General features: G+C 72.3%; 11 protein-coding genes and 1 pseudogene. 5 read left to right on the top strand and 7 right to left on the bottom strand.

Going from position 1 to position 14,951, the window contains the following annotated elements; all coding sequences use genetic code 11:
• Positions 1 to 4 precede the first annotated feature (4 nt).
• The 5 genes from IE142_RS03065 to IE142_RS03045 all read right to left on the bottom strand — a co-directional run bounded on the left by IE142_RS03065 (position 5) and on the right by IE142_RS03045 (position 6,894).
• The gene (locus IE142_RS03065) at positions 5 to 1,051 is read right to left on the bottom strand and encodes an ABC transporter substrate-binding protein (RefSeq protein WP_191884240.1); all 1,047 of its coding nucleotides are present in this window, start codon (positions 1,049 to 1,051) and stop codon (positions 5 to 7) included.
• A gap of 121 nt (positions 1,052 to 1,172) precedes the next feature.
• Positions 1,173 to 2,333: an acyl-CoA dehydrogenase family protein gene (locus IE142_RS03060; RefSeq protein WP_191884239.1), complete on the bottom strand. Its 1,161-nt coding sequence runs from the start codon at positions 2,331 to 2,333 to the stop codon at positions 1,173 to 1,175.
• Between the two features lie 4 nt (positions 2,334 to 2,337).
• Complete coding sequence (locus IE142_RS03055; RefSeq protein WP_191884238.1) at positions 2,338 to 3,303, bottom strand: hydroxymethylglutaryl-CoA lyase; 966 nt, start codon at positions 3,301 to 3,303, stop codon at positions 2,338 to 2,340.
• A complete protein-coding gene (locus tag IE142_RS03050) occupies positions 3,300 to 5,240 on the bottom strand; it encodes an acetyl/propionyl/methylcrotonyl-CoA carboxylase subunit alpha (RefSeq protein ID WP_191884439.1) in 1,941 nt (646 codons plus the stop codon). Before IE142_RS03050 ends, IE142_RS03055 begins: the two co-directional genes overlap by 4 nt.
• Positions 5,241 to 5,277: 37 nt before the next feature.
• A complete protein-coding gene (locus tag IE142_RS03045; protein WP_043372711.1) occupies positions 5,278 to 6,894 on the bottom strand; it encodes a carboxyl transferase domain-containing protein in 1,617 nt (538 codons plus the stop codon).
• A 105-nt stretch (positions 6,895 to 6,999) separates the two neighbouring features.
• On the opposite strand from IE142_RS03045, the gene IE142_RS03040 reads away from it, so the two are divergent.
• The 4 genes and pseudogenes from IE142_RS03040 (at position 7,000) to IE142_RS03025 (ending at position 10,506) form a co-directional block, all read left to right on the top strand.
• Positions 7,000 to 7,611, top strand: coding sequence for an SACE_7040 family transcriptional regulator (locus IE142_RS03040; RefSeq protein WP_191884237.1), 612 nt, complete (start codon positions 7,000 to 7,002; stop codon positions 7,609 to 7,611).
• A 120-nt stretch (positions 7,612 to 7,731) separates the two neighbouring features.
• Complete coding sequence (locus IE142_RS03035; RefSeq protein ID WP_191884236.1) at positions 7,732 to 8,889, top strand: acyl-CoA dehydrogenase family protein; 1,158 nt, start codon at positions 7,732 to 7,734, stop codon at positions 8,887 to 8,889.
• A 10-nt stretch (positions 8,890 to 8,899) separates the two neighbouring features.
• A complete protein-coding gene (locus IE142_RS03030) occupies positions 8,900 to 9,772 on the top strand; it encodes an acyl-CoA thioesterase (RefSeq protein WP_191884235.1) in 873 nt (290 codons plus the stop codon).
• Positions 9,773 to 9,777: 5 nt separating this feature from the next.
• Positions 9,778 to 10,506, top strand: a pseudogene (locus IE142_RS03025) (cation diffusion facilitator family transporter).
• Between the two features lie 27 nt (positions 10,507 to 10,533).
• Here IE142_RS03025 and IE142_RS03020 read toward each other — a convergent pair.
• Both IE142_RS03020 and IE142_RS03015 read right to left on the bottom strand, forming a co-directional pair.
• Positions 10,534 to 11,322, bottom strand: coding sequence for a phosphatase (locus tag IE142_RS03020; protein WP_100047067.1), 789 nt, complete (start codon positions 11,320 to 11,322; stop codon positions 10,534 to 10,536).
• A gap of 67 nt (positions 11,323 to 11,389) precedes the next feature.
• The gene (locus IE142_RS03015) at positions 11,390 to 13,243 is read right to left on the bottom strand and encodes a PucR family transcriptional regulator (RefSeq protein ID WP_191884234.1); all 1,854 of its coding nucleotides are present in this window, start codon (positions 13,241 to 13,243) and stop codon (positions 11,390 to 11,392) included.
• 197 nt (positions 13,244 to 13,440) lie between these two features.
• On the opposite strand from IE142_RS03015, the gene IE142_RS03010 reads away from it, so the two are divergent.
• Positions 13,441 to 14,910, top strand: coding sequence for a sodium:solute symporter family protein (locus tag IE142_RS03010; protein WP_191884233.1), 1,470 nt, complete (start codon positions 13,441 to 13,443; stop codon positions 14,908 to 14,910).
• Positions 14,911 to 14,951: the final 41 nt, after the last annotated feature.

The raw sequence follows: 14,951 nt of genomic DNA, 5'->3' as shown, positions 1-14,951 counted from the left end.
AAGGTCAGCCGACCTTCTTGGCGTTCTCGATCGCCTCGGCCAGGTTGTCGAGGAGCGGCGTGCACTTGTCGTAGGACAGGATCGGCTCGGGGGAACGGGCGATGACCTGGCCGGCCTTGACCGCGGGGAGCTGCTTCCAGGTGCCCTCGGTGATGTCCGCGGGCTGGATGGTGGAGGCGCGGTCGTCCATGATGATGACGTCGGCCGGGTACTTGTCGACGTTCTCCCAGCTCAGGGACTCGAACCAGCCGCCGGTCGCCTTCTTGGCCTCCTCCGAGGGCTCGACGAAGTTCACGCCGAGGGCCTTGAAGTACTCCAGGTCGACCGAGAGGTTGGTTCCGGAGACGTAGAACAGCTCGGCGCTCGCCGAACCGGCCAGGACCCTGATCTCGGGCTTGGCCTTCGCGGCGGCGCGCAACCGGGCCGCGGCCTTCTCGAAGGCGGCCTTGGCGTCGGTGACCTTCTTGGCCTTCATGTCCGCGCCGAGCGACTCGGCCAGCTCCCACATGCGCTGCAGCGGCTGGGTGAGCTGGCGGTCGAAGACGGAGATCGCGACGCTGGGTGCCAGCTTGGCGATCTTGTCCTTGGACTCCTCGGGGACGGACCACAGGGTGCCCGCGGTGTCGAACGTCGTCGTGACGAGCAGTTCGGGGGCGAGGGCGGCGTACTTCTCGACGTTGAGCTTGCCCCACTCGTTGCCGAGGACGGTGACCTTGTCGACGTCGAGGTCGCCGGCCTGGACGTCGGGCTTGCCGTCCTTGGTGGTGGTCGGGCCGAAGACGCCCTTGACCTGGACGCCGTAGTCCCACAGGGCGGCGGCGACGCCGGTGAAGGCGACGAGGTTCGCCGGGACCTTGTCCAGTTCCACGGTCTTGCCGCGGTCGTCCTCGAAGGACCAGGGGCCGGACTTGGCGGCGGCCGTCCCGTCGTCCGAGCCACCGCTTTTCGCGTCGTCGTCACCGCAGGCCGTGAGCGCGGCACCGAGACCGAGGGCGCCGCCCGCGGCGAGGATTCCGCGGCGGGTGAGGTGGGTAGCTCTGGCGTTGGGCATGGTGTGGCTGCTTTCGAACGGTGCGGAGCATCCGCGGGACAAGTCCAAGATAGGTTAGCCTAACCTCAGATCTTGTCCATAGGGCGGGGCCGCGACCTGCCCCGCCCGGACTGCCGGCGCCTCAGCTGACCAGGCCCAACTCCCTCGCGATCAGCATCCGCTGGACCTCGCTGGTGCCCTCGCCGATCTCCAGGATTTTCGCGTCCCGCCACATGCGGGCCACCGGGTACTCGTTCATGAAGCCGTAGCCGCCGTGGATCTGTGTCGCCTCCCGGGCGTTGTCCACCGCCACCGTCGACGAGTACAGCTTCGCCAGCGCCGCCTCCTTCTTGAACGGCTCGCCCGTCACCAGCCGGGAGGCCGCGTCGCGCCAGGCGAGTCGGGAGGTGTGGGCCTTCATCTCCATGTCAGCGATCTTGAACTGGATGGCCTGGTTGGCGCCGATGGGCCTGCCGAAGGCGTGCCGCTCCTTCGCGTACTTCACCGACTCGTCCACGCAGCCCTGCGCCAGCCCCGTGCCCAGGGCGGCGATGGCGATCCGGCCCTCGTCGAGGATGCGCAGGAACTGCGCGTAGCCGCGGCCCTCCTCGCCCAGCAGGTTCGTCGCCGGGACCCGGACGTCGGCGAAGGACAGCTCACGAGTGTCCGACGCGTTCCAGCCGACCTTCGAGTACGGGGCCGCCACCGTGAAGCCCGGGGTGCCGGACGGCACGATGATCGCCGAGATCAGCGGACGGCCGTCCGGCTTGCGGCCGGTGACCGCCGTGACCGTCACCAGACCGGTGATGTCGGTGCCGGAGTTGGTGATGAAGCACTTGGTGCCGTTGATCACCCACTCGTTCGTCGCCTCGTCGAGGCGGGCCGTGGTCCGCGTCGCGCCCGCGTCACTGCCGCCGTCCGGCTCGGTCAGCCCGAAGGCGCCCAGGATCTCGCCGGAGCACAGCCGGGGCAGCCACTCGCGCTTCTGCTCCTCGGTGCCGAACAGGTGGATCGGCATCGCGCCCAGCGAGACGCCCGCCTCCAGCGTGATCGCCACCGACGAGTCGACGCGGGCCAACTCCTCCAGGGCGATGCCGAGTGCCAGGTAGTCGCCGCCCATGCCGCCGTGCTCCTCCGGGAACGGCAGGCCGAACAGGCCCATGCGGCCCATCTCCCGGACGATCTCGTACGGGAACTCGTGCCGCTCGTAGAAGTCGCCGATCTTGGGCGCCACGACGTCGTGGGCGAACTCCTCCACCGTGCGGCGGAGTTCCTCGAGTTCGGGGGAGAGCTTGTGGTCCATGGCTTCACTTCTCCTGGTCGGAGTCGTCGCCCGGGCCGGCGAGGGCCCGGACGGTGCGGGACGGGCTGGGTCGGCCCAGGTGGGCGGCCATCCAGACGCTGGTGGCGACGAGAGAGCCGAGGTCGACCCCGGTGTCGATGCCGAGGCCGCGCAGCATCCACACGAGGTCTTCGGTGGCGAGGTTTCCGGTGGCGGACTTCGCGTAGGGGCAGCCGCCCAGTCCGCCCGCGGAGGCGTCGACGGTGCTCACGCCGTGCCGCAGGGCCGCGTAGGTGTTGGACAGGGCCTGGCCGTACGTGTCGTGGAAGTGCACGCCGAGCGCGTCCACGGGAACGCCGGCGTCGAAGAGGGAGGTGAGCAGGGCGCTCACGTGGCCCGGGGTCGCCACCCCGATGGTGTCACCGAGGCTCAGCTCGTCGCAGCCCATGTCCAGCAGGGCCCGGCAGACCTTCACCACCTGCTCGACGGGGACCGCGCCCTCCCACGGGTCGCCGAAGCACATCGAGAGATAGCCCCGGACGTGGACGTCGGCGCCCTTGGCCCGCGCCACCACCGGCTCGAACATGGCCAGCGCCTCGTCCACCGTCCGGTTCAGGTTGGCCTTGGCGAAGGACTCCGTGGCACTGGCGAAGACCGCGACGCGGCGGGCGCCGAGCGCGAGGGCGCGGTCGAGGCCGCGTTCGTTCGGCACCAGCACGGGCAGCTCGACCGGCAGGTCCGCGACCGCCGGGAACAGCCGCTCCGCGTCCGCCAGCTGCGGCACCCACTTGGGGTGCACGAAGCTCGTCGCCTCGATGGTGGTCAGGCCCGTACCGGCCAGACGGCGGACGAACTCCGCCTTCACCTCCACCGGCACCGTCGCCTTCTCGTTCTGCAGGCCGTCGCGCGCGCCCACCTCGTGGATGCGGACGCGGGCGGGCAGTCCCTCGGCCGGTACGGCCATGGGCAGACCCAGCTCGGGGGCGTTCACGCCGTCTCCTCCTCACCGTCGTCGGTGGGTGCGATGACCGCGAGCACCTGGTCCATGGCCACGGTCGTGCCCGGCGCCACGTCCAGCTCGGCGACCGTGCCCGCGTGCGGGGCGGAGATGACGTGCTCCATCTTCATCGCCTCCACCACCAGCAGGCTCTGCCCGGCGCTCACCTCGTCGCCGACGGCCACCTTCACCACCGTCACCGTGCCCGGCATGGGAGCGGTCAGCGAGTCGGCGCCCGCGTGGGCGGCACCGGTGAGGGAGGCGGCGACCGGGTCGTGGTCGCGCACGTGCCAGGCGTCGCCGTCGCGGCCCAACCAGTCGGCGGCCCGGTGGAAGGTGTGCCGGACGCCGTCCAGGGCGACGGCGACGTGGTCGTCGGTGACGGTGTGGACGCCGCGCGGGGTGTGCTCCACCGGGTCGGTGACCCGCAGGTGGAAGGAGACCGGCTTCGGCGCGCCGCCCATCCGCCAGCCGCTCGGCACCGAGAACGGGTCCGTCCAGCCGTCCCCGCGCGGACGCAGCGCGTCCAGCCGTACGGCCGCCGCCGCCTCGTACACCTCCTCCGGCACGTCGGTGGAGACCAGGGAATCGACTTCCCGCTCCACCAGTCCGGTGTCCAGCTCGCCCGCCACCACCGCCGGGTGGGCGAGCAGCCGCCGCAGGAACCCGGCGTTGGTCTGCACGCCCAGCGTCACCGTCCGGGCGAGGGCCGCCCGGAGCCTGCGCAGGGCGGTGGCGCGGTCGGGGCCGTACGCGATGACCTTGGACAGCATCGGGTCGTAGAGGCTGCCGACCTCGGTGCCCTCGCTGAGCCCGGAGTCGGTGCGGACACCGTCGCCCTCCGGCTCGTGCAGGCGCAGCACCGTGCCGCCGGAGGGGAGGAAGCCGCGCGCCGGGTCCTCCGCGCACAGGCGGGCCTCGATCGCGTGCCCGGTCAGCCGCACGTCCCGCTGCGCGAAGCCGAGCCGTTCGCCCGCCGCCACCCGCAGCTGCCACTCCACCAGGTCCAGGCCCGTGACCAGCTCGGTCACCGGGTGCTCCACCTGGAGGCGGGTGTTCATCTCCATGAAGTAGTACTGCGAGGGGTCCTCGCCCGGCACGATGAACTCCACCGTGCCCGCGCCCCCGTAGCCGCAGGAGCGGGCCGCCTGCACCGCCGCCTCGCCCATCGCGGCGCGGGTCGCCTCGTCGAGCAGGACGCTGGGCGCCTCCTCGATGACCTTCTGGTGCCGGCGCTGCAGCGAGCACTCGCGCTCGCCCAGGTGCACCACGTTCCCGTGGCCGTCGGCCAGGACCTGGATCTCGATGTGCCGGGGCCGGTCGATCCACCGCTCCACCAGCAGCGTGTCGTCGCCGAAGGAGGCGCGGGCCTCGCGGCGGGCGGCGGCGATCTCGTCGGCCAGCACGGCCGCGTCCCGCACCAGCCGCATGCCCTTGCCGCCACCGCCGGCCGACGGCTTGAGCAGCACCGGTGTCCCGATCTCACGGGCGGCCTCCGCGAGCTGCGCGTCCGTCAGGCCGCTGCCGCTGGAGCCCGGCACCACCGGCACCCCGGCCGCCTTCACCGTCTCCTTGGCCCGGATCTTGTCGCCCATCAGGGCGATGGCGTCGGCGGGCGGCCCGATGAAGACCAGCCCCGCCTCCTCGCAGGCCCGCGCGAAACCGGCGTTCTCCGCGAGGAATCCGTACCCCGGGTGGACGGCCTGCGCGCCCGTCCGCGCCGCCGCCTCCAGCAGCCGTTCGACCGACAGATAGCTCTCCGCCGCCGGCGCCGGGCCGATCCGTACCGCCTCGTCGGCCTCCCTTACGTGCCGCGCGTCCGCGTCGGCGTCGGAGAAGACCGCCACCGAGCGCACGCCCATCGAGCGCAGCGTCCGGACGACCCGCACCGCGATCTCACCGCGGTTGGCCACCAGCACCGTGTCGAACATCGAGCTCCCCATCGCGCTCCCCATCGAAGTCCCCTCCTCACATCCGGAAGACGCCGAACTGGGGCTCGCCCAGCGGCGCGTTGGCACACGCGGTCAGGGCCAGACCCAGCACCTGCCGGGTGTCGGCGGGCTCGATCACCCCGTCGTCCCACAGGCGGGCGGTCGCGTAGTAGGCGTTCCCCTGGCGCTCGTACTGCGCACGGATCGGCGCCCTGAAGGACTCCTCCTCCTCGGCCGGCCACTCCTCGCCCCGGGCCTCCAGCTGGTCCCGTTTGACCGTGGCCAGCACGGACGCGGCCTGCTCGCCGCCCATTACCGAGATCTTGGCGTTGGGCCACATCCACAGGAAGCGCGGCGAGTACGCCCGCCCGCACATCGAGTAGTTCCCCGCGCCGTACGACCCGCCGACCACCACCGTCAGCTTCGGCACCCGTGTGCACGCCACCGCCGTCACCATCTTGGCGCCGTGCTTGGCGATGCCCCCGGCCTCGTAGTCCTTGCCGACCATGAACCCGGAGATGTTCTGCAGGAACACCAGCGGGATGCCGCGCTGGTCGCACAGCTCGATGAAGTGGGCGCCCTTCTGGGCCGACTCGGCGAACAGGATGCCGTTGTTGGCGACGATCCCCACCGGGTGGCCGTGGACGCGGGCGAAGCCGGTGACCAGCGTCTGCCCGTACTCGGACTTGAACTCGGCGAACCGCGAGCCGTCCACCACCCGGGCGATGATCTCGCGGACGTCGTAGGGGGTGCGGGAGTCGACCGGGACCACGCCGGACATCTGCTGCGGGTCGGCCTTCGGCTCCACGGCGGGCTCCACGCCCCACGGCAGCGCGCCGCGCCCGGGCAGCGTGGAGACGATCTGCCGCACGATCCGCAGCGCGTGCGCGTCGTCCTCCGCCAGGTGGTCGGTCACGCCGGACACCCGCGAGTGCACCTCGCCGCCGCCCAGCTCCTCCGCCGTGACCACCTCGCCGGTGGCCGCCTTCACCAGCGGCGGGCCGCCCAGGAAGATCGTGCCCTGATCGCGCACGATCACCGCCTCGTCGCTCATCGCCGGGACGTACGCGCCGCCCGCCGTGCAGGAGCCGAGGACGGCCGCGATCTGCGGGATGCCGGCGCCGGACATCCTGGCCTGGTTGTAGAAGATCCGCCCGAAGTGCTCGCGGTCGGGGAAGACCTCGTCCTGCATCGGCAGGAAGGCGCCCCCGGAGTCCACCAGGTACAGGCACGGCAGCCGGTTCTCCAGCGCCACCTCCTGCGCCCGCAGGTGCTTCTTCACGGTCATCGGGTAGTACGTGCCGCCCTTGACGGTGGCGTCGTTGGCGACGATCACGCACTCCCGGCCGCTGACCCGGCCGATCCCGGCGATCACGCCGGCGGCCGGGGCCTGGCCGTCGTAGAGCCCGTCGGCCGCGAGCGGCGCCAGCTCCAGGAACGGCGAGCCCGGATCGAGCAGCGTGTCCACGCGGTCGCGCGGCAGCAGTTTGCCGCGGGCGGTGTGCCGGGCCCGGGCCCGCTCCCCGCCGCCGAGCCTGGCCGCCGCCAGCTTGGCGCGCAGCTCCTCCACGAGGACGCGGTGCGCCTCCTCGTTGGCCCGAAAGGCCTCGGAGGCGGGATCCGCCGCCGTCGTCAGCTCCGGTGCCTCGTGCATCCTGCGGTCCCCTCACCCGATGGTCGATCGGTCGATCGGTTAATGAGCGTTAACGCATTTCCTTCAGGTTAACGACCGCTAACCGCCCTGTCTAGAATTGATCCCATGGCCACCAGAACCGACGCCCCCACCCGCCGCGAGCAGATTCTCAAGGAGGCCGCCCGGCTCTTCGCCGAGCGCGGCTTCCACGGTGTCGGCGTCGACGAGATAGGTGCCGCGGTCGGCATCAGCGGCCCTGGCCTCTACCGGCACTTCGCCGGCAAGGACGCGATGCTCGCCGAGCTGCTGGTCGGGATCAGCGACTCGCTGCTGACCGGGGCGAAGCGGCGGCTGGCGGAGGCCGACGGGGTGACCGGCTCCGACCCGGGCCCCGGGGCGGTCCTCGACTCGCTCATCGAGGGTCACATCGACTTCGCGCTCGACGACCGCCCGCTCATCACCCTGCACGACCGCGAGCTGGACCGCCTCCGGGACGCCGACCGCAAGCTGGTCCGCCAGCTCCAGCGGCAGTACGTCGAACTGTGGGTCGGGGTGCTGCGCGAGGTCTACCCGGCGGTCCCGGAGCCGAGCGCCCGCTCGGCCGTCCACTCGGTCTTCGGCCTCCTGAACTCCACCCCGCACCTGGGCCGCCCCGGCTCCCTGCCGGGCCGCGCGGTGACGGCGGCGCTGCTGCACCGGATGGCGCGGGGGGCGTTCGCGGCGGTGGGGGAGGGCTGACGCCCGAAGAGGCGGGGGAGTGACGAGGGTTACCCGCGTCCCACTCTGGACGCCTCTCCCTACCCGCCGGTACGGTGAAGCCTGAGCAAGCGCTTAGATACGTACCCTGGAGGTGGCGCGGTGCGCCGTACGGTGTTCAACGAGGACCACGAGGCGTTCCGGGAGACCCTCCGCGCCTTCATCGAGGCCGAGGTCGTCCCCGTCTACGACGAGTGGTTCGCCGCGGGCCAGGCGCCGCGCGACTTCTACTACAAGCTCGGCGAGCTGGGCATCTTCGGCATCAACGTGCCCGAGGAGTTCGGCGGCGCCGGCCTGGACAGCCACAAGTTCGAGGCCGTCCTCTACGAGGAGACCGCCCGCGCGGGCGTCCAGTTCGGCGGCTCCGGCGTGCACGTGCTGCTCGCCCTGCCCTACATCAAGATGCTGGCCACCGACGAGCAGAAGAAGCGCTACCTGCCGAAGTTCGTCACCGGCGAGGAGATGTGGGCCATCGCGATGACCGAGCCGGGCACCGGCTCCGACCTCGCGGGCATGAAGACCACCGCCAAGCTGAGCGAGGACGGCACCCACTACGTCCTCAACGGCGCCAAGACCTTCATCACCGGCGGCGTTCACGCCGACAAGGTGATCGTCTGCGCCCGCACCTCCGCCCCGCGCGAGGACGACCGCCGCTTCGGCATATCCCTGTTCGCCGTGGACACCAAGTCCGAGGGCTACTCCGTCGGCCGCAAGCTGGACAAGCTGGGCCTGCGCACCTCCGACACCGCCGAGCTGGCCTTCGTCGACGTCAAGGTGCCCGTCGAGGACCTGCTCGGCGAGGAGAACAAGGGCTTCTCCTACCTCGGCCACAACCTCGCCTCCGAGCGCTGGGGCATCGCCTACGGCGCCTACGCGCAGGCCAAGGCCGCCGTCCGGTTCGCCACGCAGTACGTGCAGGAGCGCACCGTCTTCGGCAAGCCGGTCGCCCACTTCCAGAACACCAAGTTCGAGCTGGCCGCCTGCCAAGCCGAGGTGGACGCCGCCGAGGCCGTCGCCGACCGCGCCACCGAGGCCCTGGACGCCGGCGAACTCACCCCCGCCGAGGCCGCCAGCGCCAAGCTGTTCTGCACCGAGGTCGCCCATCGCGTCATCGACCGCTGCCTCCAGCTCCACGGCGGCTACGGCTACATGAACGAGTACCCGATCGCCCGCCTGTACGCCGACAATCGCGTCAACCGCATCTACGGCGGTACCAGCGAAATCATGAAGTCGATCATCGCGAAGAACATGGGCCTGTAAACCCCAGGACATGAGCGAAGCACTCCAGTCCCTCCTCGACCTGCTCGACCTCGAGCGGATCGAGGAGGACATCTACCGCGGCGACTCCCGCTGCGCCGTCGTCCCCCGGGTCTTCGGCGGGCAGGTGGCCGCCCAGGCGCTGGTCGCCGCCGGACGCACGGTCCCCGCCGACCGGCACGCGCACTCCCTGCACGCGTACTTCCTGCGCCCCGGCGACCCCGGCGCCCCCATCGTCTACGACGTCGACCGCCTGCGCGACGGCCGCTCCTTCACCACCCGCCGCGTCGTCGCCGTCCAGCACGGCAAGCCGATCTTCGGCCTGTCGGCGTCCTTCCAGACGTACGAGGACGGTCTGGACCACCAGGCCCCGATGCCGCCCGCCCCGGACCCGGCGACCCTCCCCACCGGCGAGGAACGGCTGCGGAGCTACCCGCACCTGCCCGCCGAGACCGTGGAGCGGTTCCTGGAGGCGCGGGCCGCCGTCGACCTGCGCTACGTCGACGACCCGCCCTTCGGCGACTACGGCACGCCCCGCGAACCCCACTCCCAGGTGTGGTTCCGCACCAACGGCAAACTCACCGACGACCCCCTCCTGCACGTCGTCCTCGCCACCTACGTCTCCGACATGACCCTCCTCGACTCGGTGCTGCTCGCCCACGGCCGCGGCGGCTGGGCCGTCGGCGACGTCGTCGGGGCCTCGCTGGACCACGCGATGTGGTTCCACCGGCCCTTCCGCGCCGACGAGTGGCTCCTGTACGACCAGCAGTCGCCGTCCGCGTCCGGCGGCCGGGGCCTCGGCCAGGCCCGTATCCACACGCATGACGGGCGGCTCGCCATCTCGGTCATCCAGGAAGGCGTGGTGCGCGTCCCTCGGGAACGCTGAGGGGCATGGCCAGACCTCAGCGGCACGAGACCGGCGGCGGCGAGAGCACTTTCACCGTGCTGGTCGCCGCCTTCGCCAACCTCGGCATCGCCATCGCCAAGGCGGTGGCCGGCGTGATCAGCGGCTCCGGCGCGATGCTCTCGGAGGCCGCGCACTCGGTCGCCGGCACCGTCACGAGGTCCTGCTGCTGACCTCGCTCGAACGCAGCGAGCGCCCCGCCGACGAGGCCCCCCCTCGGCCACGGCCCCGAACGCTGCATCTGGGCCCTGCTCGCCGCCGTCGCCACGGCGAGGAACCCGGCGACCCGCTGCTCGCCTACCTCGTCCTCGCCGTCGCCTTCCTCCTGGAGGGTTACTCGCTGCGCACCGGCCTCAAGCAGGCGCACGGCGAGGCATCGGCGCCCTGCTGCTGTACGTCGCCTGGGTGCCGGGCCGCTCCGACGCCGAGTTCCGCTGCCCCGCACCGTGCGCGAGCGCGTCAGCGCGGAACCGGTGGCCGTCGAGCACATCGAAGCCGTACTGGAGCTGACCACCCTGGTGCAGGGACCGCGGGAGGCGCTGGTCGCCGCCAAGGCCGACTTCCGGGACGTTGCGACGGCGGCGCAGACCGAGTGGGCGTGCGAGCGGGCCGAGCAGCGGCTGCGCGAGGAGTTCCCGATGATCCGCCGGGTCTGCCTGGACCCGACGCCCGGGTGCGCGCAGCGCCGCTCGGAAGGGCTCAACCCCTGGCCGTGACGGCCGACAGGGGGAGGGAGGGGGGGGCTACTTCAGCCCCGCCTCCGTCAGCAGGTACGCCGTCATCGGGTCGTAGTAGCGCGGGCTGACCACGTGGTCGTCCAGCGGCACCGCGACCTGGAGAGTGCCCTCGGACTCGGCGAGGAAGAGCGCCGGGTCGTTGCAGTCGGCGTAGCCGACGGAGTCGACACCGTGCTGGCCGGCGTAACCGGCCCAGCCGTGGTCGGCGACCACCAGGTCGGGCAACGGGCGGCCCTCCCGCTCCAGGCCGGTCAGGATCGCCTTCATCGGCTCACCGGAGTGCGTGTGCCACAGCGAGGCGCCGTGCTCCAGCACCGCCACGTCCGCGAACTGCTGGACGTACCCCTCCTCCGTCGTCAGCCCCTCCGGGATCACGACGATCTCGCAGCCGGCCGCCCGCAGCGCGTCGGCCGTGGCCCGGTGCACGTCGAGCAGACCGCCCGGGTGACCGGTCGCGAACAGCACCCGCTGCCCGCCGTCCGCCGCCTTGCGCAGCCGGCCGGCCATCCGCTCCAGCGCGGCCACGGTCAGCTCGGGGTCGATGGTGTCCTGGCCGTGCCGGTACTCCGGGTCGTCGTTGACGCCGACCCGCTCCGCCATCACCGCGAGCACGTCCTGCTCGTCGCTCCAGCGGTCGCCCAGCTCCAGACCGAGCCAGAAGCCCCGGTCGCCGTTCGCCAGTTTGCGGTAATGAGAGAGGTTGTTCTCGCGGGGCGTGGCGACGTCGCCCGCGATACGGGTTCTGACGAGGTGTTCGGCGAGTTCGGCGCGGCTGGGTGTCCCGGGTATCGGCATGGCTCCATTGTGTAGCAGCCGCCCGTGGGCGTCTTCGGCATGTCACGCGCTGGGACGTGGGTCACCTTCACAGGTGCCGCAGCGCGAACCACAGTTCCATCCGTACGTCCGGGTCGTCGAGGTCGGCGCCCAGCAGGGCCGCGCAGCGGGCGATGCGCTGGCGGACGGTGTTGCGGTGCACGGACAGGGCGACGGCGGTGCGGTCCCAGCTGCCGTGCAGCGAGAGCCAGGCCCGCAGCGTCTCGGTGAGCGCCGGAACGGTGGCGACCGGCGCGAGCAGCGCCCGAGCGTGCGCCTCGGCCTCGCCGGCCGGCACGAGGTCGGCGAACGCCGGCCGGTCGGCATGCCGGACCAGTGCGGACCGGGTGGCCCTGGCCCTGGCCAGCGCCCGCGCCGCCTGCGCGTCGGCGGCGGGCCATTCGGCGGGGGCGACGGGCGCGCTGACGCCGAGGGTCCAGCCGGGCTGAGCGGCGGGGCCGGAACCCGCGGGCGGCTTCGGCGAGGTGGGGATCGCGGGGCCGACGGGGCGATCGCGGCCGGTGGAGATGGTCGTCCGGCCGACTTCCGCCCCCGGGCCCGGGTCTGCCGCCCCCGCCGCACCGGACACGACCGAACCGGCCTCGACGGGTGAACTGGCCCCGGCGACCGCACCGGCCCCGGCGGGCGAACTGGCCCCGGCGGGTGAACTGGCCCCGGCGGGTGAACTGGCCCCGTCGGGTGAACCGGCTCCGACGGCCGGGCCGGCCGTCGAGGTCGTCCCCGCCTCGCCCTGCGGGGCCGCGCCCGCATCGGGCTGCGCACCCCCGCCCGCCTCGGGCTGCGAGCCCGCGCCGCCCTCCGTCCGTGGCGCGGCCGGCACCAGGACCCGTACGACGTCGTCGGCCGCGTCGACCAGCGGGGAGCCGAGGGCCGTGCCGAGGGCCGAGGCGGAGACCGCGTCGGGAGTGCCGGTGTTCGGGCGGGCGTGGACGACGTACCAGCGGGTGACGCCGCCGTCCCCCTCCCCGCCGCCGAGCAGCGGGGCGACCTCCTCGCGCCGGGCGCCCAGCAGCAGCCGCACGAGCGCCGAGGAGCGGGCCGCGCCGGTGCCGCTCCGGTGCTCGCCGGTGAGGAGGGAGAGCAGCACGGCGGCGACCGAGGCGATGGTGTGGTCCCCGGACTCCCGGTGCGGGGCCGCCACCCCCAGGACGAACCCCCGCCCGGCGCCGAGCGCGTACGCCGCGAGACGAGTGCCGGCGACGGTGTCCGTGGCCGTGCTGGAGGCGTGCCCGGAGACGAACCGGGCCAGCTCCGCCAGCGCCCCCCGCACCTGCGCCCCGGGCTCCCGCCCCGCCGCGGCGATCTCCGTGCCCTCCGGTCCGTACAGCACCGCCCGCCCCTCGAGCCGGCCGGCCAGCCGGCGCAGCACCGACGGCACCGGGTCCGGACGGGAGGCCGCCGCGGCCAGCCCCTGCTGGGCCTCGGAGATCCGGCGCAGCTCGGCCAGCCGGGCCTGCCCCATCAGCTGCCACACCGCACGGGCCACGCCCGAGAACGTCGTCCGCGGCGGCACCTCCACCAACGGCAGCCCGTACGCCTCGCAGGCCGCGACCAGCGCCTCGGGCACCGTGTCGTGCACGGGCGCCACCCCGAAGCCGAGGGCGGCCCCGCCCGCCGCCACGATCCGGGCGACGTAGTCGTCGAAGTACGAGGTCTCCGGGTCCGCCGCGTCCGTGAAGTGCACGCCCGCCGTCAGCAGCAGCTCACCGCCCAGCAGGTACGGGTAGGGGTCCGACATCTCCGAGGTGTGCGCCCCGTGGATCGTGACGTCCGCCGCCGGGTGCCCGGCGATCTGGCGCAGCCCCAGGTCGTCCCGGGACAGCAGGGCAGCCAGGGAGACCGGGGGAGTGGGCGGCGTGGGCGGGACGGCCGGTCCTTGCACGATGGACGATTCCTCCACTAAGGCGACCCCCCGCTGGATGAAACGTACACTTCGCAGCCGCTTTCCAGCCACCTAATGTCAACCCGGACCGGAATCCACACCGGCAGCCGCGGGTACGGGCGGATGTCCCCGCAGCGCCACCGGACACACACCCATCGCACGACACGCCACCGAGAGTGCGCGAAGGAGAGCCCCACATGGCCGTCGACTACATCGTGATCGTCGTCTATCTCGCCGGCATGCTGGCCATGGGCTGGTGGGGCATGCGCCGCGCCAAGTCAAAGAGCGAGTTCCTCGTGGCGGGACGCCGCCTCGGCCCCGGCATGTACTCCGGCACCATGGCGGCGATCGTCCTCGGTGGCGCCTCCACCATCGGCGGCGTCGGCCTCGGCTACCAGTACGGGCTCTCCGGCGCCTGGATGGTCGTCACGATCGGCCTCGGCATCCTCGCCCTGTCCGTCTTCTTCTCCGCCCGCATCGCCCGCCTCAAGGTCTACACCGTCTCCGAGATGCTCGACCTGCGCTACGGCGGCCGGGCCGGTGTCATCTCCGGCGTCGTCATGTGGGCGTACACCCTGATGCTGGCCGTGACCTCCACCATCGCCTACGCCACGATCTTCGACGTCCTCTTCGACGTGAACCGCACCCTCGCCATCGTCCTCGGCGGCTCCATCGTCGTCGCCTACTCCACGCTCGGCGGCATGTGGTCCATCACCCTCACCGACATGGTGCAGTTCGTGGTGAAGACCATCGGCGTGCTGCTCCTGCTGCTGCCCATCGCGGTCGTCAAGGCCGGCGGCTTCGGCGAGATGAAGGACCAGCTGCCCACCTCGTACTTCGACCCGCTGGGCATCGGCGGCGAGACCGTCTTCACCTATGTGCTGATCTACACCTTCGGCATGCTCATCGGGCAGGACATCTGGCAGCGCGTCTTCACCGCGGGCAGCGACCGCACCGCCAAGTGGGGCGGCACCGTCGCCGGCACCTACTGCCTCGTCTACGCCGTCGCCGGCGCGATCATCGGCACCGCGGCCAAGGTGCTCTACCCGAAGCTCGCCAGCCCCGACGACGCCTTCGCCACCATCGTCAAGGACGAACTGCCCATCGGCGTGCGCGGACTGGTACTGGCCGCCGCCCTGGCCGCCGTGATGTCCACTTCCTCCGGCGCCCTCATCGCCTGCGCCACCGTCGCCAACAACGACATCTGGTCCCGGCTGCGCGGCGCGGTCCGGGGGCCGGAGGGCGGGGGCGAGCACGACGAGGTCAAGGGCAACCGCGCCTTCATCCTCGCCATGGGCGTCGCCGTCATCCTCATCTCCATCGCCCTCAACGACGTCGTCGAGGCCCTCACCGTCGCCTACAACCTCCTCGTCGGCGGCCTCCTCGTCCCCATCCTCGGTGGACTGCTGTGGAAGCGCGGCACCGCACAGGGCGCCCTCGCCGCGGTCGCCGTCGGCGGTCTCGCCGTCGTCGGCCTGATGGCGGGCTACGGCATCCTCGCCAACGAGCCCGTCTACTACGGCCTCCTGGCCTCCCTGGCCGCCTACGTCGCCGTCTCCCTGACGACCCGCCCCACCGACGAGGCGACCCTCACCGCCTGGCGCGAACGCCTCGCCGGCCGGGCCTCCGAACCCACGTCCGAACCGGCGGTCCCGGCTCACCAGTAGAGTCGGACAGCAGTAGTACATACGCGACGAAGCGTAAGAAG

This window comes from Streptomyces mutabilis, assembly GCF_014649815.1.
In the GTDB taxonomy this organism is placed as follows: domain Bacteria; phylum Actinomycetota; class Actinomycetes; order Streptomycetales; family Streptomycetaceae; genus Streptomyces; species Streptomyces mutabilis.
The sequence above is the reverse complement of the archived record's forward strand: the minus strand, read 5'-3'. Positions and strand labels throughout refer to the sequence as shown.

Bases quoted from the DNA above. Each gene is read 5' to 3' on its own strand.
- IE142_RS03010 (WP_191884233.1), top strand. From the start codon at position 13,441: ATGGCCGTCGACTACATCGTGATCGTCGTCTATCTCGCCGGCATGCTG.
- IE142_RS03030 (WP_191884235.1), top strand. From the start codon at position 8,900: ATGAGCGAAGCACTCCAGTCCCTCCTCGACCTGCTCGACCTCGAGCGG.
- IE142_RS03065 (WP_191884240.1), bottom strand. From the start codon at position 1,051: ATGCCCAACGCCAGAGCTACCCACCTCACCCGCCGCGGAATCCTCGCC.
- IE142_RS03040 (WP_191884237.1), top strand. From the start codon at position 7,000: ATGGCCACCAGAACCGACGCCCCCACCCGCCGCGAGCAGATTCTCAAG.
- IE142_RS03060 (WP_191884239.1), bottom strand. From the start codon at position 2,333: ATGGACCACAAGCTCTCCCCCGAACTCGAGGAACTCCGCCGCACGGTG.
- IE142_RS03020 (WP_100047067.1), bottom strand. From the start codon at position 11,322: ATGCCGATACCCGGGACACCCAGCCGCGCCGAACTCGCCGAACACCTC.
- IE142_RS03050 (WP_191884439.1), bottom strand. From the start codon at position 5,240: ATGTTCGACACGGTGCTGGTGGCCAACCGCGGTGAGATCGCGGTGCGG.
- IE142_RS03045 (WP_043372711.1), bottom strand. From the start codon at position 6,894: ATGCACGAGGCACCGGAGCTGACGACGGCGGCGGATCCCGCCTCCGAG.